A 22,271-nucleotide genomic window follows, 5' to 3' on the forward strand; every position below is an offset into this window, starting at 1 on the left:
GCGAACCCAGGTGACGGCTCCACCTGGTGCGTGCTTTTCCTTGTTCGCTCGTGTGTTCGGTCGGTCCGGTCCAACTTCAAGGGGCGCTGAGCGCCCGAGATGCTGCGTCTGCGTTTCGCCCAGGGCCTCGCCGGTTGCTGATCCGTGTGCCTCGTCGAACTCATCCCTAGCCATGACTTGCGTCCTTTCTCACCTTGATGGTCTGAACAACAGGAGTGCCGGCATCTCCCTGGCGCGCGACTTGGAACACAAGTTTTGGCCGCAGACGCGAACTCAACCCAGGCATGGCGCGTCACCTCGCCTCCGTCCCGGAGCTGATGGGTCGCACCCCTGCGTTTTCGATACGCCGGGCGTGCGTGGGGTAGCTTGTCGGCTCGCCGACTTGATAGTCGAAGTGATCTCTGTTGCCGGGAGTCCCGCTGTCTGTGCCGCCGGAGCCAGTGCAGCTTCCACATCTGCGGGCGCAATCCCAGCCTCCACAAGCCGGCAGGCCGCCCAGAAAAGGCCTCTGTTTCGCTCGCCCTCCCCGAGCTTGCTCACCCACTTCGCCAACCGCTTCGGCTCAGGCCAGGCGAGCACCTCCGGCATAGATACCGCTCGAGGCTGTCGCGGTGCGAGGAACTCACGGAGAGCGGTGGCGTCAACCGGCTTCGAGCCTGCCGCTGACAGTCGGTCGAGGCTGTAGCTGACTCGGCCGTTGGGTGTCGCCAGCATCGAGGGAGGCACAACGACATAACCACCGTCTCCACGAAAGTCGATATGCGCGGACGCTGCTTGCCAGCAGCGCTGGGGGTGGGCCGCCAGCGCGGGGAAGTAGACATGCATTCCACCGGACGGCGTACGCACCCGCGCGAGTTCACCGTCGACGAGCCCGGCGACAATCGCACGCTCGTACAGGATGAAGCCTGAGCCCGTGGCCGTGACGTCGATGTCAACAACATCTAGACCGGACGCGCTGCCCGTTGGCATCCCGATATTCGCGGCGGGCCATCGCGCCCACCAAGCTTGCACCTGACCAAGGTCCGAACTCGCCTCGTGAAACCCCGCGTGGGTGAGGGGACGCTTGCCGTCTCTGGCGCAGGGGAAGATCGGGATGGCTGCCCGGGCGAAAGAGAGAGCCGCGCTTTGCGCCGAAGATCGAGCGGTCTCGAGAAGTACGTCGGCGATACCCATCAGAGAGTCCTGACGTCGATTCGCTCTGGCGGCTGATCTGGCGCGACCGTCAGCGTGGCCCCGAAACCCCGAACCGGCTGGGAGAAGCCCAACGCGGGAGAATCGCCGGCCCCGATCTGATCGGTCTGGAGCCGGTCGAGGATCGCCGCCGCCGCCCGCCGCACGCGCTCGCCAGTTTCCTGGGTAACCTCGACCGGGGTCCTGCCGGGTACGGAGCTTGCCCACGCAGACACGTACGGAATTGTGTAGTCGCTCGTATCCATGCCATGTGCTGCGCCGATCATCAAGGCGACCGACTCCGCTTCTACCTCGCCTATGCCGCGGTGAGACAGCGTGCCAGCGTCGGGATCGTGCATCCTGACGTGCGCCAGTTCGTGACCGAGTGTCTTCACTCGGGCGGCGGCATCCATGTCGGCACGGATCGAGACCGTTCGGTCTGCGAAGTCGGTTTGGCCATTTGCTCCACTAACCGACACGGCATCCGGCACCAACACGACGGTGAAGCCGGACTCTTGGATGAGTGCTCGGAGGCCACTCCAGAGTCCGTCGGGCGCCTCGCCGTTGAGCAGCATGGGTATGGGGCGTTCGGGGATCGGCGACCCCTCGGTTTGCGAGATATCCCAGACGTAGGCGGCTCGGGCTCCGACCATTCGCTGGCGAACGGCTTCACCGGCGCGAGGCCGTTCGTTGGGGCTAAGCCTCCGCCACGAACTGCTGTCGACGGGGGAGGAGCTTGCGAAACGTGCGGTGAGGGGCGCGAAGATCATGTAGCCCTTTTGGCCAGCGGCCACGTGGCGCCCGAGCGTTTGCCAGTGTCGAAAGCCGGCTACGTAGCTCGGGAGTGCAGTCGGGACTGATCCACGCTCGTGCGCTTCGGAATGTTGCGCCCAGATCAAGAGAGAGTTGTTGAATGACCGTGATCGAAAGTGAGCGGAGAACTCAAGGGCGCGCTTCCACTCGTTGCCGGTGACCAGGGCCTCGACCGAGGCAACCAGGCGTTCGTGAAGGCCTGCGATTTTCGCATCCCAGCCCTGTCGTGTTTGCGGTTCCGTTGACACATCGATCACCTTCCCAAGTGGGTGCCAAACAGGTATGTCTGGCTGACACAGAGGTGCGCCTCGCCACGCCAGCGCATTCGGGACTCCGTTGAGCATGCTCAATTGCTTTCAGGAACGGTTTACCACCACATTTGAGCATGCGCAACCATTGTGTTGGTCATGCTCAAAGACTAAATTGAGCACTCCTAAGGCCTCGAGCGACAGCCGAATGTGGCCAGACTAGACCGAGGGGTGAGAGGGTCTGTGTATGACCGATGAAGAGAGCAAAACAGCCGCCGAAAACCTGGCGAAACGCCTCCGGCTTCTGCTCGACGTTGCGGTCGCTGAGACGGGGAGCGAGCCGACCTTCGCCCAGATCGCCGCGTATCTCGAAGAGCGCGGCACGAACCTCTCGCGGTCGCGATGGACGTATATGGTCAACGGTCACCGGTATGTACAGGACCTTCCACTATTCGACGGCCTGGCCGCATTCTTCGACGTCGATCCCGCATTCCTCGCGGGTGCCGCCGATGCGGACATCCCCGCGAAGGTGAGCGCTCAACTCGACCTCGTGCGCGCGATGCGCTCCGCCAAAGTGAAAACCTACGCGGCACGCACCCTAGGAGACATTTCCCCTGGAGCGCTGCAGGCGATCAGCAGGTTCTTAGATGAGGAGGTCTCTCCAGAATCTCCAGAAGCGCACGATCGTGCTGGGGATGGCCCATAACCAATCGAGGAATTGAGGTGAAGAAGCAGTGGACAAGGAAGTGAGCGTGTCGATGGCCGTCGATCAACTCGCTCTTGGGAACACCTTCACATTCGACGCACTCGTCGACGCCGTGCAGAGAAACCGGCAACGTCGACTGCGGATTGTTGAACTTGCAGACCTTGGGGATCAGGACGGCTTGTGTGCAGTCTGGCTCGTCGCTGACGGCGAAGACCTCATCCTGCACGCCAGCAGCGACTCAGCGCTCCATCGACAGCAATTTGTGCTCCACGAACTGGCACACATGATTCTCGGACACGACGCCAATCATGATCCCGAAACTCCCGACTTCCTGCTGCCAGACATCCCGCCACAGGTTAAGGCACGGCTGCTCAGACGCCAGGAACTAAACACCGCCGAAGAAGTCGTAGCGGAGACGCTTGCCGACCATCTGGCCGCAGCGATCCGAGGGTCGGCGATGCATAGCTCGCGATATCTGGAGATCTTCGGATGACTGTCGTCATCGTCGCAGCAGCCATGTGGCTACTCGCCGCGAGTCTACTTATTCTGCGGCGCGGTCGCGCCGAACGGAACATCACCTATGCGGCGCTCACAATCGCGATCGCAATGACGCTCAATACCGACCCCGTCTATCGGGCACTCGACAGGCTGGCCGGCGGCGACAACCTCGTGACCCTCGTCGCGGACATTGCGTTGATGATCGGCGTGTTCTTTTGGGTCGCGGAGTGATGAAGGCGTCCCAACACCAGCCCAGGGCCGTCAGTCTCGCACTCGGGCGGGCCGCCCTCCTAACCGCAATCCTTGGCGCCGTCATTGCGTTCTCTCTCATCGAACTTGGCAGCACCACCACCAATTTCATGCTTAAGCTCGGTGATCAGCCCGCGGCTGCCATCTACTCAATGATCCAATTCGTGTACTACGGAATCGTTCTTTCCGCGATGGCAGTTGTCGCTGCCCGGCAGTTCCGAAACAGCGAGGGCGTCCAAGTGCTACCTCCGGCTTCACTGTTCATCGGAAGTCTTCTTGGGGTGGTTCTCAGCGTCGTCGTCATCGCTATGGATCTCGCCCACGTCTTCGACAATCTGAGTCTGATGACAGAGATCGCAATCACGTATGAACCCCTACGACTGCTCGCCTTCCTGTTCCTCTGCCTCGGCTTTGCTGGCCAGCCAGCCGCTCGAACGTTGCAGGCACGATCTCGCGAGCGAAGGACCCGAATGCTGGTTGATGATCTCAAGCCGCTATGGGCAGAAGCGACCACGGCGCGACCGGGAATCAGCCTGAACAATCAGAGCGCGTTCCCTACGGACGAACTCGACACTCTGCTCCATCGTCAGGTCGTCGAGATCCGAGACGCCATGATCGATACGCGGGTGCAGTTCAGGCTCAGCGAACGAGACAGAGCACTCGTCGAGCGCGCTGAACGTCACCTTGTCGGCGCAAGGCCAGCCAACGCGGCAACTGCCGATTCACCGACGTCACCCGGAGAACGGCAGTCGCGGAGATGAAAGCCGGTTGGGCATCCGCCGGAGCGGTGACGGCGGCCGGAGGGGTGCTCGCTGGGCTCGGACTTGTGATCGCGAAGAGCCTGACTGCACCAGCCAGCGGTCGAACCTACGACCTCGTCATCCGCGACGTGGACGATTCGGGGGAGCGGCCCATCGTCGTCCTCGATCGGACCCCTCGTACCTCCGCGCCCGGTCTGTACTGCCTCATTGCAGAGAATGGCGGCTGGGTACAGCTGTCCCACGACGTCATGGATCGAGGTCCGCATCTGGTCGGCCGCGAGGTGGTGGGAGATCTGAGCCAAGGCTTGACGGCCGGTGACCGCGTCTCGTGGAGCGGTATCGTCTTCCCAAGTCCGGAGAAAGCCGGCCTGGAAGCGACGGGCATCGAGGTGCAAACGGATGTCGGTTTCGCGCCCGCATGGCTAGTCACAGGTCGAGGGGACCTGTCGACCTTGTGGACCATTCATATTCACGGTCTGGGAAGCCCGCGCGCGGGAACGCTTCGTGGGGTTCAGGTCGCTTCTGAAGCTGGGTTAACGTCGCTCGTCGTGACCTATCGCAATGACGGGGAGGGTCCCACCGTGGGTTCCGGTAGGTCCGAGCTCGGTGCTTCCGAGGCGGATGACGTGCGCGCGGCTGTGCGCCTTGCCCGTGAAAACGGTGCACGCAATGTCATTCTGTTTGGGTGGTCGATGGGCGCATCCATTGCACTGCAGCTCGCTGCCGATCCCGAGCTTCGAGGCGTCGTGACGGGCCTCGTACTCGAGTCACCCGTTCTTGACTGGGTCGCGACAATAAAGGCGAACTGCGAACGATCCGGACTACCGGCGTGGACGGGAACGCTGGCGCTGCCGTGGCTCAACGTCGGGCGGCTTGCTCGCCTGACCGGTATCACCAGCCCCCTCGCCTTGAGCAACTTCGACTGGATCGCACGTGCGGACGAGTTGAGTTTGCCGACGCTCATTCTCCATGGCTCTCTCGACACCTCGTCGCCGTTCCACCTCTCGACTCAACTCAGAAAACTACGTCCCGATATCGTGGACCTCGAGGCATTCGAGGCCGACCACACGATGAGCTGGAACTCGGATCGCGAACGCTGGAGGTCCGTTCTCCAAACCTGGCTGACCTCGCACACAGCTTTCGGGTAAGCCCGTTCCACGGGACCCGCAATCTTCTCAATGGGGCAGTTGGTCGAAGGGCTCATATTTCTGATGCGCGAGGCCGTCGTGTGTTGGCGGGTCTTCCGCCTCCGGGCTTCCAGTTCTAAACTTCTTTCAGGCGATCTCTACAGTGCGCCGTCGCTCGTCGCGACGGCATGGTTGTCTTGCTACGGCCCCTTTCAAGTTCTTGTCGCCGAAGAATGGAAGGCCGCAACATGTTCGCTCTCAGTCTGGGACTTATTGCCCGCACCTACTACGCGCTGCGGCGGTTCATGCCAACCACCCTCCTGCTTGACGCGATCCATACTCGCCGCGGCCTCAAGTGGGGAGTGCCAGCGATGCTCCTCGCTGTCCCGTACGCGATCGCAATGGCCGTGTGCGTTGGGCTGGTAGAAGCCGGTGGCTCGGGCTGGCTGTATGTATTGGCCTTGCTGTTCGCATGGAATGCGCTCAAGTTCCTCGGCGCCGGACCCGGCACTCTGATGCGGTTGCTTCGGGTGCGCGGCAGGGAATCACAAGCGCGGCGCCGAGCAACGACCGACTTATCTTCTGCGCGTGTCGAGCACGAGCGACTCGTCGAGCCGCTGCTCGCGTCGAGGCGGGGCTGAGCTGAGCACTCGCCGTATGGACTGACTTACGGTTGAGGTAGAGGTATTTCCGTGAGGCCATTCAGGTGTATTCGCAAACGGTGCTTACTGCGAGTACGCTCCCGCCATGGATGACCTCTCGTCGATGGACCCTCCACATTGCCCCCGTTGCTTGAGCACGTGCACGCCTGCTGGCACAATGTCACACCCATATTGGCTGTGCACTGAGTGCATGACAGCGGTGCTTGCCCACAGTTGACCACGGCATTCTGGAGGCGCTCATTGGATTGGTGACTGAGCGGGCTCCGCAGCGTTCGGCGCAGTGATCCGCACTCACATGCAGGAATCTCTGGATCTGCCTCGGGTGAGCGTTACGGCCCTCCGCATCCGCAATCACTCGCTCGGTATGACCGTGGCGAAGCATCGCGGCTACCGACCGGCCATCGTACCGATGGTCAGACCTGTACAGCCACAGGGCATGCCCCCAACCGTCGGGCCATACAACGCTTGCGGCAAGACAACTCGCGCACACCTCTCCCGAGGGCTTGTCGGCGTTGTTGCCCTAGGTCCGCGGAGTAAGCGACTTCTTGATAAGCGACCGAATCAGACTCTGAGACAACCGCATTGGACGAGCCACCCTGTGGGGTACCTGCCTGATAGCGGGCGCCTGCCCACCGTTCCTTGCTGATGCGTTAGCTCTCTGAGCTGCAGTCTGGTGAGCGCCCCACAGTAGCTGGCCCTGCACTCAAAGGCCGCGGACGACGTCCGCGACACTGATACGTTCAGAGAAGCAACTAGAGAGGTGCCGCAACACGTGAACAACGAGACATCCAGCCCATCAAACCGCGTGAGTACGCTCGCCAACTTCATCTGGTCGATTGCGGACCTCCTGCGCGGTGACTACAAGCAGAGCGAATACGGGAAGGTCATCCTGCCCCTGACTGTCATCCGCCGCCTGGACGCCGTACTCGAGCCAACGAAGCAGGCAGTCGTAGCGAAGGCAAAGGAGCTTGAAGGCAAGGACCTGCTAGGGTCCCCGTTCCTCAAGAAGGCGGCCGGAGATCTCAGCTTCTACAACACCTACCCACTGAGCTTCCCCGAACTCACCAATGATCCTGACAATCTCGCCGACAACCTGCGCCAGTACGTCGTTCACTTCTCCGAGGGCGCACAAGACATAATTGAACGCTTCGACTTCCTGCCACAGATCCAGCGGATGGAGAAAGCGGGCATTCTCTATCAGGTCGTGGCGAAGTTCGCCGAGGCAAAGCTCCACCCGGGCTACATCTCACAAATGGACATGGGCTATCTGTTCGAGGAACTGATTCGCCGATTCTCCGAGCAGAGCAACGAAACTGCCGGCGAGCACTACACGCCGCGTGAAGTAATCGAACTGATGGTAAATCTGTTACTTCACGAAGATGATGACATCCTCAGCAAGAAGGGCGTGGCCAAGACACTGTTCGACCCGGCCTGCGGCACTGGTGGCATGCTCAGCGTCGCGCAGAACTACCTCGGCAAGCTCAATCCGGATGCCCATTTGATCACGTTCGGCCAGGAGCTCAACGACGAAACATTCGCTATGTGCCGCTCCGACCTGCTCATCAAAGCGGGTAAGGGCAACGATGCCGAGAATATCCAGCCCGGCAACTCGTTCAGCGAGGACAAGTTCGCTGGCCGCCATTTCGATTACATGCTGGCCAACCCCCCGTTCGGAGTTGAATGGAAGAAGGTCGAGAAGGTCGTCAAGGAGGAGGCTGCGCGGGGCGGCGGTCGTTTCGATGCCGGTACTCCGCGGATCAACGATGGTTCCTTCCTGTTCCTCCAGCACATGATCAACAAGATGAAGCCGGTCGAGGAGGGAGGGAGCCGAATCGCTATCGTCTTCAACAGTTCGCCTCTGTTTACCGGGGCAGCGGGTAGCGGCGAGAGCGAAATTCGCAGGTGGATTCTCGAGAATGACTGGCTGGAGGGCATCGTGGCCCTCCCGGACCAGATTTTCTACAACACCGGTATCAGCACTTACATCTGGATTATTTCCAACCGCAAGGACGCCGCGCATACCAATCAGGTGGTGCTTCTGGATGCACGTAATCAGTTCGAAAAGATGCGGAAATCGCTCGGCGATAAGCGCAAGGAACTCTCTGCGGGCCAGATCGCACTCATCACACAGACTTATTCTGACGCCCTAGAGATCGCGGCAAATCCGACTCATGAGCAGTTTGACAAGGTCAGAGTGTTCGCCCCTACGCATTTCGGCTATCACCGAATTCAGGTAGAGAGGCCGATTGACGGTTCCAAGCCGAAAAAGCCCGACAAATCGTTAACTGACTTTGAAAATGTTCCGCTATCCCAGGACATTCACGACTTCTTCGCTCGCAAAGTGCTGCCATATGTGGTGAACGGCTGGATCGACGAGAAGAAGACCAAGGTCGGCTACGAGATTCCGTTCACCCGATACTTCTATAAATTCGAGCCTCCGCGTCCCATTGATGACATCAACGCCGAATTGCGGGCCGTCGAAGGAGAGATTCAAGCGTTGCTGAGCAAGGTGACGAGTTGACCGGGAAATGGGTCCGAATCGCGAGTGTGGCAACGCTCGTGGGTGAAAAGTCCGACGGGTCCTCTATGCCCCACATTGATCTGGAAGATATGGAGAGTGGGACAGGACGGCTACTGGATACTGGCCTGAACTCCGAAGCGCAAACTCAGGCGGTCATTCACCGTGCTGGCGATGTCCTTTTCTCAAAGCTCCGTCCCTACCTCGCGAAGAGCTACCTCGCGATCGCGCCCGGGAGCGCAACCGGTGAGATTCTCACGATGCGGCCGACCGCGTCCCTCGATTCGCGTTACTTTCTCTACGTGACATTGAGCGATTTGTGGCTCGATTGGGCGACTTCCACGTCCTATGGCTCCAAGATGCCCCGATCCTCATGGCAGATCATGCGTGAACTGCAAATACCGCTACCCGAGCTGGACGAACAGCGCCGGATTGCCGATTTCCTTGACAAGCAAACCGCGCTCATCGATCTACTACGACAGAAATCTGAACGGCTCATATCCGTGGGAGACGATTGGTTTCGGTCCGTCGTTTGGAGCCAGATTACGGGGACGGAGGAAGTCGATCAGCGGAGCTCCGACCTTCCATGGGCTGACACACTCCCAAGCCATTGGGGCACCGTTAAAATCTCGTACGTAGCGCGCCTGGGGACCGGCCATACACCCAGTCGAAGTCGTCCGGAATGGTGGGTCGATGCGACAACCCCGTGGATAACCACCGGGGAGGTAGCGCAGTTTCGTCGAGACCAGGTGGAAGCGATCTTTGATACTCGCGAGAATATTAGCGACCTCGGACTGGAGAACAGTTCAGCCGTGCTGCATCCCAAGGGGACCGTGGTGCTGTGTCGAACTGCCTCAGCTGGATACTCGGCGATCATGGGTGCGGACATGGCGACGAGTCAGGACTTTGTGACGTGGACCTGCGGGCCGGAACTTGATCCTGCATTCCTTCTCTGGTGCCTCCGCGCGATGCGACGGGACCTGCTAGGTCGTCTCGCGCAAGGATCGACCCACAAGACGATCTATTTCCCGGATGCTCAGTCCCTGAAGATCCCGCTTCCACCACTCGACGAACAACGCCGCATAGTAGACCGCATTCGTGCGGCACGTTCGCACTCTCTCCTGGCAGAGGACGCGTCAACGCGGATGAACGCGCTCCTGGCTGAGAAACGCCTAGCGTTGATTACGGAGGCCGTGACCGGTCGGCTTGACATGTCAACCGCTCGGACGGCGGCGGCATGACGCGCCCCAAGATTCTTGCACGATGTCAAGGTATGGCCACGCGGAGAGTCACGCCCGTGGGAGGATCAAGCCAGATCTGGCTGCAAGAGGGGGCGTAATGGCGATACACCAGGAGGTTGCTTTTGAATCGGCAATCGAGATGGAAATGCTGGCTGCGGGATGGGTGAAGGGGAGCCCAGCCGACTATGACCGAGCGCTCGGCCTCGACACCGTGCGGCTGCTCGAATTCCTCCAGACGACGCAGCCGAATGAATGGCAGCTTCTCAGCAAGACCTACGGGGCGACGGCGCCCCAAAAGGTCGTTGCTCGAATTGCGAAAGAGATTGACGCACGCGGAACCCTTGATGTTCTGAGAAATGGTGTGAAAGATCGCGGCGTGAGTATCCGCCTCGCCTTTTTTGAACCAGCGAACAACATCAATCAAACCCTAGTTGCTCGATTCAATGCGAACGTGCTCAGCGTCACACGGCAGGTCGCGTACGAGCTCCATGGTGGTAAAGAGCTCGACCTAGTCCTGTTTGTGAACGGGTTGGCCACTGCGACAGTAGAGCTAAAGAACCCGCTCAGTGGGCAGAATGTTGAGCACGCGAAGAAGCAGTACCGGATGGATCGTGAACCCAAAGAGCTATTGTTCGCCAAGCGGGCGCTCGTTCACTTCGCCGTCGATCCGTACCTGGTGTTCATCACCACGCGACTGGTCGGCCCGAAGACGCGGTTCTTGCCGCTGAATCTTGGCACACACGGGCCTGGCGTCGACGGCGGAAAGGGCAACCCCGATAACCCGAACGGCTATGACACGGACTACCTCTGGAAGCACATGTGGGCCAAAGACTCTTGGCTGGACTTGCTGCAGCGGTTCATCCACGTTGAGGGCCCGAGGGGCAAGCAGACCACGATCTTCCCGCGCTTTCACCAATGGCACGCAGCGCGCGCCATCGCCGCCGACGTCGCATCACACGGTGCAGGCATCAACTACCTGGTGCAGCACTCGGCCGGTTCCGGAAAATCGAACACTATCGCCTGGTTGGCCCATCGTTTGTCCAAGCAGCACACGCTGGCGAATGCTGACGAACTATTCGGAGACGCAAAAGACTTAGGCGCAAGTAAGAAAATTTTCGACAAGGTAATCGTAATCACTGACAGAGTGGTGCTGGACAAGCAGCTGCAGGACACGATCTTTCAGTTTGAGCACATACCTGGCGTAGTGCAGAAGATAGACAAGGATTCGCAGCAACTCGCCAACGCGATCACTGGGTCGACCGCGCAGGTAATTATTACGACCTTGCAGAAGTTCCCGTTTGTCGTAGAGAAGATCGGGCCGCTCGACGGGCGACGCTATGCCGTGATCATCGACGAGGCGCACTCGTCGGCCTCCGGTGAGGGGCAAACCAAGCTGAAGCAAGTCTTGTCGATCGGCGGATCGGCAGAGGATGCAATGGCAGCCGCCGAGCAGATCGATCAGGAGGGCGAAGCAAAAGCGGATACCGTTGGAGACCTCATGCTGTCGGCCGCCGCGCGCGGTCGTCATGGCAACATTTCGTTCTTCGCGTTCACCGCGACCCCTAAGGCGAAGACGCTGGACCTTTTCGGTACACCCGGAGTCGGAGACGATGACGAGACGGTCAATTCACCGTTCCACGTCTATTCAATGCGGCAGGCGATCGAAGAAGAGTTCATTCTCGACGTGCTCGCTAACTATGTGACGTATTCCACCTTTTATCGGCTCAACAAGGACGCGTCTAAGACCGACGACGTCGAAAAGCGCAAGGCGGCCACTGAACTCGCCAAGTACGCGTCGCTTCATCCAACCAACATGGCACAGCGGGCAGAGATTATCGTTGAGCATTTCGCCGCGCACATTCAGCACCGCATCGGGGGCCGGGCCAAAGCGATGGTGGTAATGCGCTCGCGTCTCCACGCCCTGCGCATGCATCAGGCGATCGAGCTGTACATCAAATCGAGCGGGCACCCACTAAGAACTCTGGTCGCTTTCAGCGGCACGTTGCAGGAAGGCGCAATCACCTACTCCGAGTCCATGATCAACGGCTTCGCCGAGAGTCGTTTGCCCGACGCATTCAAGTACACAACCGCAGATGACGTTGCGTTCCCGCCGAATCAGGCCGAGTACTCGTTGCTGGTCGTTGCCGACAAATATCAGACCGGTTTCGATCAGCCGTTGCTCACTGCCATGTACGTTGACAAGAAGCTCGCCGGCGTGGCCGCGGTTCAGACCCTCTCGAGGCTGAACCGAACTCACTCGCAGAAATCACAAGACGACCTCTTCGTGCTCGACTTCGCCAATGATGCGGAGGACATCCAAGATGCTTTCAAACCGTACTTCGCAGTGACGCTTGGCGAACCCGCTGACCCTAACCACCTGTACGCGCTCCAGACCCAGCTCAGCAGCTATCAGATTCTGGTCGAAGCAGAGATGGACGCGTTTGCTGTCAAGCTTCTGGCCGTGAAGTCAGAGAGCAAGCCAGGCGCCGAACAGGCCTTGCTGTATCCGCTGCTATCGCCAGCACGAGGTCGGTTTGCGTCGCTGCTAGCGGCGGATACCGCTCAGGCTGATGCATTCGTGAAGGTGCTGGGACAGTATGGACGCCAGTACGCGTTCCTAGCGCAGGTGATGGCGTACGTGGATCTTGACCTCGAACGCCTGTACCTGTTCGCCAAGTTCCTGCTGCGCGTCATCGCAGCGCTCAAGGCCGGCCAGCTGCCGTCGCCGATTGACATTGGCGACGTGTCGATGACGCACCTTCGGATTGCGCACTCCGGAGACCATGACCTTTCCCTCGGGGATGAGACTGGGTCAGGTCTTGTTTCGTCAAACGCTGGCGATGGAACCGGGCCGGACCAGGAACCGCCCCACGACGTGTGGGATGTGGTCATCGCCGAGTTCAATGAGCACTTCGGCACTGAGTGGACCGCGAACGATTTGATCCGCGCGCTCGTTGAGCAGGAAATGCAAGTCGACAATGTCCGCGAGCTTGCGCTGAACAACACAAGGGAGAACTTCGAACTGGCGTATGGCGATCGAGGGCCCTCGCTCGCCATTGATAAGCACAGTGACAACGAGCAGTTCATTGGGGGCATTTTCAAGAGCACGGACACAAAGAACGCGTTCTCGCGGATCTTCGCTCGGGGGTTGTACCGTGCCATTCGCGAGGAATTGGACGTGGCGAACTAAGGGAGGCACGACCGGCTATCCACCCTCGCAGCTGCCGGTTTTGTATACACGGGGATGTTGCTAGTCCAAGCTCAGCTGGCGCGCACCTGAGTCGAGGTTCATCTCGCTGTCGAAGGCTCAGCTACTTCGCCGCCAGCGTCGGGGCGAAGTAGCCCGGATTGGGACGTGGCCTTCCCGAGATTTTGTTTCCGTCCGGCCAGCTCGTCCAGAGCCGGACGAGCTCAGCATCAATCGAGCGTTGACCGACCGCGGTCTCGACGTGCCGACAGCCTGACCCTGCCACAGGATCCGCCAAAGAAACGGCGTCCCTATCCACTGCCTCTCAACCCACATTCGAAATGCCACGCCTCTTGCAGATCGAGGCGGCACACCTCCTAGGTGACAACGGAGGAGGCCGCGGTGACGGTGTCGATGCGGGTGATGAGCGCCGGCGACGGCTACAAGTACCTGCTGCGCACCGTCGCTGCCGGCGACGGGCAGCGGTCACTCTCCACACCCTTGACCCGCTACTACAGTGCCAAGGGAACACCGGCGGGTCGATGGATAGGAAGCGGGCTTCCGGGCCTCAGCTCGGGCCGCATCCTTGAAGGCGCCGAGGTTACGGAGGCCCAGCTGCAGAAACTGATCGGACTGGGTCGAGACCCGGTCGACGGGGCACCCCTCGGTCGCGCCTATCCCGAATATCAGACGGCAGCTGATCCGGCGCCCGGCAACGCTCAGGAGACAGTTGCCCGGCGGCGTGCGGTCGCCGGGTATGACTTCACGTTCTCGATTCCAAAGTCGGCGAGCGTCCTCTGGGGCGTGTCAGACGCAGCAACACAATCGCGAATCATGCAGGCGCATCATGCAGCGGTCTCCGACGTCGTGGCGTACATGGAGCGCGAGGTCGCGGCGACGCGGACAGGAACCACCGCATACGACGGAGCCGTCTCACAAGTCGATGTCACGGGCGTCATCGCCACGGCTTTCGACCACTTCGACAGCAGAGCCGGCGACCCGCACCTGCACACGCACGTGGTGATCAGCAACAAGGTGCAAACCGTGCTCGACGGCAAATGGCGCTCACTCGACGGACGACCGATGCACGCCGCCGTCGTCGCACTCTCCGAACTACACGAGTCCTTGTTCGCGGACGCCTTGACGCGATCACTTGGCGTGCGGTGGGAGATGCGACAGCGGGGGAGAGATCGCCACCCCGCCCTATCGATCAGTTCAGTGCCTGAGGCACTCGTGACAGAGTTCTCGTCGCGGTCGCATCACATCGATATCGCGACCGACGCACTCATCGACGCCTACCATGCCAGGCACGGACGCCGACCCGGCCCAGTGACCATTACGAAACTCCGCGCGCAGGCGACGCTCTCCACGAGGCCCGCGAAGGAAGTGCACTCGCTTGCCGACCTCACCTCGGCCTGGCGCACCAGAGCGGAGCGAGTGCTCGGCGAGGACGCGACGAAGTGGGCGTCCACAGCAGCCGCGACCACTCCGGCACCTACGCTGCGTGCCGAGGACGTGCCGCGGGAGGCGATCGACGAGATCGGATCGAGCGTTATGACGGCGGTGAGCGAGAAACGTGCGACCTGGCGGCATTGGAATCTCGCCGCCGAGGCAGCACGCCAGCTGGCGCAGCAACGATTCGCCTCGGCATCTGATCGCGAAGCGGTCATTGGCCTCGTCGTGGATGCCGCCGAGCGGGCCTCATTGCGGATCACTCCACCCGAACTCGCGCCGGGGCCTGCGTCGTTTGTGCGAGCGGACGGCACGTCCGTCTTCAGACCGAAACACGCCACCCTCTTCACCTCTACGGAACTGCTCGACGCGGAATCTCGGCTACTGAAGCGCGCAGCGGACACGACCGGCCCCCGAGTCGACCCGGCCATGCTTCGTGCAACGTCACTCGCACTGCTACCGAATGGCGTCGTGCTCGCTGAAGACCAGCTCGCCGCGCTCAGCGCGATCGCCGGCTCAGGGCGCGCCGTCGATGTCCTGGTGGGTCCGGCCGGTGCAGGCAAGACGACCGCGATGAGCGCGCTTCGGCACGCGTGGGAGGCAGCGCACCACACGGGCTCGGTGGTGGGGCTCGCTCCGTCGGCCGCTGCCGCTCAAGTATTGGCAGAAGATCTCGGCATCCCAACCGAGAACCTGGCGAAGTGGTGGCAGAACCATCTCGACCACGGAGAGACCTTCCACGCCGGCCAACTCGTCATCGTCGACGAAGCTTCCCTGGCAGGTACCCTGTCACTGGATCGGATCACCGCGCTTGCCGCGAGTGCCGGGGCGAAGGTCCTGCTGGTTGGCGATTACGCGCAGCTCCACTCCGTGGACGCCGGCGGCGCATTCTCAATGCTGGTTCACAGCCGGGCGGATGCCCCAGAGCTCGTCGACGTGCACCGCTTCACACACGAGTGGGAGAAGACAGCCTCCCTCGGACTGCGTCAGGGCGACCCCGCCTCGCTCGACCACTACATCGCGCACGCAAGAGTGATCGGCGGTGACACCGAGTCGATGACGGAGGCCGCCTACGCAGCCTGGCGCGCGGACACCCGAGCCGGCAGGGCGGCCGTCCTGATCAGCGACTCGAACGAGGCGGTCGCCGCGATGAACGCACGTGCCCGCACAGAACTCATCCTCGCGCGTCGCATCGACGCGGTCCAAGAAGTCTCCCTCCACGACGGAAACCGTGCAGCCGTCGGTGACACGGTGATCACCCGCCGAAACGACCGGCAGATGCGCACCTCCCGAAGCTGGGTGCGCAATGGCGACCGGTGGACCGTGACCGGGGTGCGCCAGAACGGCTCGGTCGATCTCCGCCGGCACGGCCGCCGGTGGGGGAGCGCGGTGCGGCTTCCCGCAGACTATGTCAAGCACCACCTCGAACTCGGCTACGCCGTCACCTCGCACCGCGCGCAGGGCATCACGACCGACACCGCACACGTTGTTGTGACCGCTGGCATGACGCGCGAGAACCTCTACGTGGCAATGACGCGAGGCCGTGATGCCAACACTGCGTTCGTCGCCGTCGACCGACCCGATGTGGCTCATGTGGGGCCGCGATCGGGTGACGACAACGATGCGACGGCTCACAGTGTCCTTTGCGGCGTTCTGAAGCACGTCGGCGCCGAACCGTCCGCGCACGAGACGCTCGTGGAGCAGCAGGATGTCTGGGGTTCTGTGGCGCAACTTGCGGCTGAGTATGAGACCATCGCTGCGGCCGCGCAGCACGATAGATGGGCGGCATTGGTGTTCGGTAGTGGGCTCTTGCCCGGGCGGGCCGCCGAGGTCATCAAGTCACCTGCATTCGGGGCCCTGAGTGCGGGCCTTCGGCGAGCCGAAGCCCACCACATCGACGTCGGGAGGCTGCTTGATCGAGCAGCCGGAGCACGCGGGTTCGAGGATGCCGAGGACGTGGCGGCCGTTCTGTGCTCCCGGGTAACGTCGGCGGTCGCGCGTGACGCCCGCGCAGGTAAAGCGCGCAGGACACCGCGGCTTATCGTGGGGCTTATTCCGGAGGCGATCGGACCGATGGCTGCGGAGATGCGCCAGGCCCTCGATGAGCGCCGCGATCTGATCGAATCACGAGCGAACGCCGTCCTCGACGAAGCATTGCGCGGAGGCGCTGGGTGGGTTCAGGCACTCGGGGTCTCGCCACGAAGGCGCGAGGCACCAGCCTGGAGGCTGCAGGCGCGTATGGTGGCGGCATACCGAGACCGCTACGCAGTAGTCGGCACGAGCCCCCTTGGTGCCACACCGGAGACAGAGACTCAACGTCGCGATGCCGCTCAAGCTCGTAGCGCAGTAGAGTCCGCCAAGCGGATCGTGGAGCAAGAGGACGCTTTTGCGACATGGCGTCAGGGTCGCACGGCACGCCCAACACCTGTGCGCGTCCGCATGTAGCACTCAGCGTTCATAACAGGAACTGAAGGGCGTCATGGCGTCACCGGTAGGATTTGAACCCGCCGAACGACCCCGCAACGATGCCGGCGCGGAAGGGTCCTGGGCATATCGCTATATGGTGGCGCGAATGGATGATCTGGATGCCCCAAATCTTCCCCACATGCCTTAATGTGATGCATCCGACCCACCGATTCGGTGCGGTCGTCTGGCGATGTCCTGAGTGCGGGATGGTGAGGCTCTGAGTGACTAGACCCTGGAGCCGCGCTCCGCAATAAGCCTCGCGCTATCAGCCTGCAGGTCAGCATCTTGGACCTGACCGGACAGCCATTCCGAGAAGGTCTCCATCGTGTCGTGCGCCCACATGTGCGCGGGCTGCAGGATTTGAGCCGTATCGCCTGTGCTTAGAGTGCGGCGGGCAAGTTCGAATGCAAGTCGACCATGAGCAGCGGTCCATAGCTCAGCGCCTTGAAGTTGTCTTGTAACAAGCCAGTGCCCGGACACTGCATCGTCGGCAGTCAACGAAGCCCGGTAGACAGCAATGCTCCCGCGCAAACCACGAAGCAGCGGTTCCACCATTTCAGCCGTGGGGTCCATCGAGATCATGTCGGACAGGGCGACTATCACGCCCCGTGCCGCCCCATGCCGACGCTCAAGGTAGTGGCTGCGTACGGACACCGAACGCTCGTTTCTGGCGAGCCGCACGGCTATCACGGTGGGGATAAGGATGGCCGCAACTGGAATGGCGACACTCATAGTGACCTCCCACCAATTGACGGACAGGAACCAAGCGACTACTTCAGGCATGGCTCGAAGCTACACCGCGACCTGCTGGGTCTAGTGCCCGAAGTGGGGCATGCTGCGCCTCGGTCATGAATGCTCCGTCAAAGAACGCGGGAAACGATGGTGTGGCGGTGCCCAGAGTGCGGGATGGTCCAGCTGTAGCGCTTAGGGCGGTCTGATTCCGCGCGCCCCGAATTGGGGTGGCCCCACTTCGCTCAGAACTGCAGGCGCAGAGGGGGACTCCGATTCTCTCTACTACGGTGAGTCTTGAGCTGTGTGACAGCAAGGGGGCACCATGAGCAAGCAATCATCGCAAGACTTCGAGGGCATAGCGGACGGCGTAGTCCAGCTGCGGTTCTCGAATGAAGATAATACGGTCAACGATATTAACGCCGCTGAGTTCGCGGAGGTTCTTCAGGGACTGGTCGAGTTCACCAGTCAATTAGCGAAGGCTGGCAGTTTCGGAGATGGAATGGCTCCGGTCGTCCGAGTCCGTCCACCAGTCGAGGGTTCGTTCATCGTAGATGCGATCGTCACGTCGTACGGCATCGACCCCGTGGCTACTGTTGGCACCATAATGGGGGTGACCGGTGGCATCGGTCAGAGCATCAACGTCGCAGTGAAGCGACTACGAGGGGACGTCGTTACTGATATCGACTACCTCAATAACGGCAACGTAAAGCTCAACTGGCGCGATGGCACCGTTAGCGAAGTGCCGGAACCAGCGTGGAAGCAACTCAACGCCATGAAGTCTTCCACACGTAAGGCTCTACGCAAGATAATGGCGCCCCTCAGCGACGACGTTGCCCACCTAGAGGTGCGCGACGGCGCCCTAGACGAATCGTCGGATGAGGTCTTGCAGTCGGAACCTGAGGTTGTGATGAGTCGCTCCGACTACTACACAGCCGCGGCCGAGGTAGACGACGAATCGATTGAAACGGAAGTCCTTGAGGCCGAGGCGCAGCTGAGGAGCATCGACTTCCGTCCGGGAGAAAAGTGGCGCGTTCAGACGCCTCTGGGGAACAGACTGGCTACAATAGAAGATGAGGACTTTCTTCTTCGGCTTGATCGCGGGATGGCTCTCCACAAGAACGATATCTTCACTGTGTTGATTAACGAGACCAGAACCACAAAGAATGGTCGAACGACCAAGGAATGGTCGATCACCCAGGTGACTTTTAAGCGACGGGGAGATGACGATGGCTATAGCGACAACGCATCCGAAGAGTCATCCTCCGAAGCGGCGTGAAGGCCCGCTCGACTTCGTCAGCCTAGGAGTCTTATTTGTCTGCGTGGTGGCCATAGTCCTCGTGCTCGTAGGAGTGGCAACTGTTGGAACCTCACCGTGGGCCATTATCTTGCCCACGATTGTAGGATTTTGGTCCGTCGTCACGCTCAGGCGCTAGTTAGCAGACCGGCTTCGGCCCGAATGTCTTCGGCTCTGCATGTCACGTCACTAGCTCTGGACGTTCGCTAACCAGCCGGTATTAAATGCCCAGCCAGTCCGAGGACGAGCGGGGCATTTTGGTGCTTTCTCGGCTATATCCCTGACGCGTTTGTCGACCCTCGACCCCACGGAGACCACCCTCTTTGGGTAGCTGTAAAGCACCTCCGGGTGTAGGCGCCGTACATTCTGGGTGTTTTTTCCACATCAACCCGAGTCTTTGAACTGAGGCTCTTTGTCCGGGGAGGGACAGTCGCTATAAATAGAGAGGGGCCGGCTGCGTAAAGGGTCGGCTCCTCCTTTCATTCGCTCGACGCCTCGAGGGCGAGTGTGCCGATCGCCGCGGTCCAGGGGTGCGCCGCGATAGCTTTCTCGAATGTCGGTGCTGCGCTCTGGTTGGGTAGCGCTTCCTCAGGGCCCACCAGGACCACCACGCACATGCCGGTCGCGGGGTCGGTAGAGAAGTCCAACCGCACGTGGTGGCCGTCGATGGAGCCGAACACGACCGCGCTAAACGGCCCGGTGGGCTTGGCCATGGCGGTACGAAACTCAGCGCCGATGAGAGCCAATTGAGCGTTGACCAGGTGCACGAGGGGTTCCGTGCCCCTACCCGTTATCACGGCCGACTGAGGCCGCTCCGGGGCGGCGGCGGCCTCCTGGTCGCCGGGAGCGCGCTCGACAGCCGAGGCCCACACCCACGCTCGGTGAGTGCCGCGATCTTCCCATTCGACGTAGACGGCGCGAGGCGTCCAGGCCAGAGCCAGGCCGCGCACGCGGTTGGCCATGGCGGGGTATCTCACCCAGGCCAGAACGTGCATCGGTTCGCCAGCCATTGCCGCCGCCAGGCCGCCCAGCTCCGCGGGCGTGAGGCTGGACGGGCGCACCACGAATTCGCCGCCGCGATCGGGCTCAACCTGCCCGAGGGTGTCGGCGCGTGCCGTCCTGTATTGCCGGCCGGGGTCACTGGGAGGTGTCCTGTTCGGTCCCACAACCCAATTAGAACATATGTCCGAATCGAACGCGAAGTCATGTTCGCCATCCTGACCGCGTGATGGGCATCGAATCCACAGCTGGTACGTGGTGAGGAACCGTCGGTGGGGGCGGCATCTCCCCGCGGTTTCGGCTAACCGGATCGCGGACGTCTCTCCAACTCAAGGGGGCGGGCGGCCCGTACAGGGATTGATTACGGTGCGCCTTCGCCAACTTGTCGAGGATGTCGTTGGGTCCGCCGGGAGTCGCTTGCGTTGGCCGGTGCGGCTGGCACAGTGAATACTGTGAACGTGACCGATCGCTATTACGTGTACGTGTACATCGACCCGCGCAACTTCGAAGAGTTCTATTACGGCAAAGGAACGGGGTCTCGGAGCCACGCGCACCTTCAAGATGTCGGTGACTCTGTGAAGGTTGCCCGTATAAAGGCGATCCAGAAAGAAGGCCTGGAGCCCATTATTCGGATTATCGCCAAAGGGCTCACTTCGGAGGAAGCGCTGATGGTTGAGACCACGCTTATTTGGAAGTTGGGCCGGACACTCACCAATGTTGCGTCGGGTCGATACGTCGGCCGGTTTCGACCGCGGGATACGTTCCACAAGAGACTGGCGCGTTTCGACTTTGAGAACGGTATCTACTACATCAACGTTGGAGAGGGTGAGACCCGCAACTGGGATGACTGCCGGCAGTTCGGGTTTCTTGCCGCCGGTGGCGATCCAAAGTGGAGTGACCCAATTCGAGGGCTCGAAGTTGGTGATGTGGTCATCGCCTACCTCAAAGGTGCGGGTTACGTGGGTGTGGGCGTCGTGCGGTCACCGGCAGTTCCGTACGCCGATTATCGGAGCAAAGGGCTCGAGCTTGCTGAATATGAACTCGCTGAGCCGAATATTGCACACAACGCCAGCGACCTCTCGATTTGTGAGTATTTAGTTGCAGTGGATTGGGCAGCAACAGTCGACCGACAGGGCGCCAAATGGTTGCCGCGAAGCGGCCTTTTCACATCGCAGCTCGTACGGGCGTCACTTGATGCCCAGCCCATGACCATCGCTTTCGTTGAAGAGACACTTGGCGTCAATCTGAGGGCGTTGGCCGATGGCCGGTCCGTTTGAGCGGCTGAATCCCCGGACTGCGGTTATGCTGACTCGCGACTATGTGAGAAGTGCGACAAATTTCTCTTGCTGATGGTCGTTGTCGCCACTGTCTCGGCGGGCCGGATGCTCGCCACATACCCCCTGTCAGGCAGTTGAGGCTCAGCCCACCCAGCCTGACGCGTTGGGGCGGCCGTTCCGTGGACTCGATAGTCTTTGGGCATACTCGACTGGACCGGATGGAGTGAGACATGGGCTACAACGAGGACGAAGTCAAGCGAAGGCTCGGAATTGAGACCTGGAGAAACCTCTCGAGGGACAAGATGCTCCGGTTCGCCGCTATGATGCCCGATATTGATACTGAGGTGGCGCTCAAGATAATTGAGCAGTTTCCAGCCTTTACGGCGTTTGCGTTAGAGGCTGTGAAGTCAATGGAGAAGGCACACGCGACTACGCTTTCGGCCAACGACAAGAGCCAGGATCGTGTGTACCAGGCGCTCCAAGAAATCAGGGAAATCCTAAAGGGCGAACTCGACAGAAATGACTTGAGCTGGGATGAGCGGAAATTTCTTATTGAGCAGATCCAAGAGACAGGGAAGCTTGCTTTCAGGAAAGACAGCGAAAGTAAACATTTCCTGGATGGGCTGCTGAAAACAGTAGGCATGGTGGGCGTTGCAGCACTTGCCTTGGGCGTGGTTTTTGTCGGGGGCAAAATGATGCTCGATGAGGGCATAGGTACCGACGACCTTCTGGATGCCTGATAGAGCTGGTACCGATCGGTTGGGCGCCGCCGACGTCCAGTACGCCGCAAGGGAACGAATCGTCCGCGAATGCGGGCCTTCCCTACGTGCCAGTGCCTAAGAAGCATCTCGTAACAGACGTGATGTTCGTG

17 protein-coding genes are annotated in these 22,271 nt (G+C 60.8%); 13 read left to right on the forward strand and 4 right to left on the reverse strand.

Going from position 1 to position 22,271, the window contains the following annotated elements; all coding sequences use genetic code 11:
- Positions 1-273: 273 nt before the first annotated feature.
- Complete coding sequence (locus CXY76_RS19835) at positions 274-1,173, reverse strand: bifunctional DNA primase/polymerase (protein ID WP_104165098.1); 900 nt, start codon at positions 1,171-1,173, stop codon at positions 274-276.
- Positions 1,173-2,231: an ArdC family protein gene (locus tag CXY76_RS19270; protein WP_146073457.1), complete on the reverse strand. Its 1,059-nt coding sequence runs from the start codon at positions 2,229-2,231 to the stop codon at positions 1,173-1,175. The genes CXY76_RS19835 and CXY76_RS19270 overlap by 1 nt, the downstream gene beginning before the upstream one ends.
- 247 nt (positions 2,232-2,478) lie before the next feature.
- Between CXY76_RS19270 and CXY76_RS12860 the strand changes: the two genes are divergently transcribed.
- The 10 genes from CXY76_RS12860 to mobF all read left to right on the forward strand — a co-directional run bounded on the left by CXY76_RS12860 (position 2,479) and on the right by mobF (position 17,077).
- The gene (locus tag CXY76_RS12860; RefSeq protein ID WP_104165102.1) at positions 2,479-2,937 is read left to right on the forward strand and encodes a hypothetical protein; all 459 of its coding nucleotides are present in this window, start codon (positions 2,479-2,481) and stop codon (positions 2,935-2,937) included.
- 28 nt (positions 2,938-2,965) lie between these two features.
- Positions 2,966-3,430 carry an ImmA/IrrE family metallo-endopeptidase gene (locus tag CXY76_RS12865; protein ID WP_104165104.1) on the forward strand — a complete coding sequence of 155 codons (465 nt, stop codon included), beginning with the start codon at positions 2,966-2,968 and terminating at the stop codon, positions 3,428-3,430.
- Positions 3,427-3,666, forward strand: a complete 240-nt coding sequence (locus CXY76_RS19690; RefSeq protein WP_233199812.1) for a hypothetical protein — start codon at positions 3,427-3,429, stop codon at positions 3,664-3,666. The genes CXY76_RS12865 and CXY76_RS19690 overlap by 4 nt, the downstream gene beginning before the upstream one ends.
- Positions 3,666-4,445 (forward strand): DUF6545 domain-containing protein, encoded by a 780-nt coding sequence (locus CXY76_RS12870; RefSeq protein ID WP_369826150.1) that lies wholly within the window; start codon positions 3,666-3,668, stop codon positions 4,443-4,445. Before CXY76_RS19690 ends, CXY76_RS12870 begins: the two co-directional genes overlap by 1 nt.
- Positions 4,446-4,510: 65 nt before the next feature.
- Entirely contained in the window at positions 4,511-5,593 is a 1,083-nt protein-coding gene (locus CXY76_RS12875; protein WP_233199816.1) for a S9 family peptidase, read from the forward strand.
- A gap of 227 nt (positions 5,594-5,820) precedes the next feature.
- Positions 5,821-6,213 carry a sulfate permease gene (locus tag CXY76_RS12880; protein WP_104165109.1) on the forward strand — a complete coding sequence of 131 codons (393 nt, stop codon included), beginning with the start codon at positions 5,821-5,823 and terminating at the stop codon, positions 6,211-6,213.
- A gap of 793 nt (positions 6,214-7,006) precedes the next feature.
- Complete coding sequence (locus tag CXY76_RS12885) at positions 7,007-8,755, forward strand: class I SAM-dependent DNA methyltransferase (protein ID WP_233199818.1); 1,749 nt, start codon at positions 7,007-7,009, stop codon at positions 8,753-8,755.
- A gap of 65 nt (positions 8,756-8,820) precedes the next feature.
- The gene (locus CXY76_RS12890; protein WP_146073458.1) at positions 8,821-9,993 is read left to right on the forward strand and encodes a restriction endonuclease subunit S; all 1,173 of its coding nucleotides are present in this window, start codon (positions 8,821-8,823) and stop codon (positions 9,991-9,993) included.
- 97 nt (positions 9,994-10,090) lie between these two features.
- Positions 10,091-13,183, forward strand: coding sequence for a type I restriction endonuclease subunit R (locus CXY76_RS12895; protein WP_158253900.1), 3,093 nt, complete (start codon positions 10,091-10,093; stop codon positions 13,181-13,183).
- Between the two features lie 411 nt (positions 13,184-13,594).
- Complete coding sequence (gene mobF / locus CXY76_RS12900) at positions 13,595-17,077, forward strand: MobF family relaxase (RefSeq protein ID WP_104165507.1); 3,483 nt, start codon at positions 13,595-13,597, stop codon at positions 17,075-17,077.
- Positions 17,078-17,323: 246 nt separating this feature from the next.
- Here the strand turns inward: mobF and CXY76_RS12905 are convergent, their stop codons facing one another.
- A complete protein-coding gene (locus tag CXY76_RS12905; RefSeq protein ID WP_104165117.1) occupies positions 17,324-17,881 on the reverse strand; it encodes a hypothetical protein in 558 nt (185 codons plus the stop codon).
- Positions 17,882-18,152: 271 nt separating this feature from the next.
- Between CXY76_RS12905 and CXY76_RS12910 the strand changes: the two genes are divergently transcribed.
- Positions 18,153-19,106, forward strand: coding sequence for a hypothetical protein (locus CXY76_RS12910; protein WP_104165120.1), 954 nt, complete (start codon positions 18,153-18,155; stop codon positions 19,104-19,106).
- Positions 19,107-19,603: 497 nt separating this feature from the next.
- On the opposite strand, the gene CXY76_RS12915 is transcribed toward CXY76_RS12910, so the two are convergent.
- Complete coding sequence (locus CXY76_RS12915) at positions 19,604-20,290, reverse strand: hypothetical protein (protein ID WP_146073459.1); 687 nt, start codon at positions 20,288-20,290, stop codon at positions 19,604-19,606.
- Positions 20,291-20,581: 291 nt separating this feature from the next.
- Here CXY76_RS12915 and CXY76_RS12920 point away from each other — a divergent pair, with 291 nt between their 5' ends.
- Positions 20,582-21,400, forward strand: coding sequence for a GIY-YIG nuclease family protein (locus tag CXY76_RS12920; RefSeq protein ID WP_104165124.1), 819 nt, complete (start codon positions 20,582-20,584; stop codon positions 21,398-21,400).
- A 230-nt stretch (positions 21,401-21,630) separates the two neighbouring features.
- Positions 21,631-22,140, forward strand: coding sequence for a hypothetical protein (locus CXY76_RS12925; protein WP_104165126.1), 510 nt, complete (start codon positions 21,631-21,633; stop codon positions 22,138-22,140).
- The last annotated feature ends 131 nt before the right edge of the window (positions 22,141-22,271 follow it).

Origin of the sequence: Cryobacterium sp. N22 (assembly GCF_002929555.1) — a bacterium.
In the GTDB taxonomy this organism is placed as follows: domain Bacteria; phylum Actinomycetota; class Actinomycetes; order Actinomycetales; family Microbacteriaceae; genus Cryobacterium.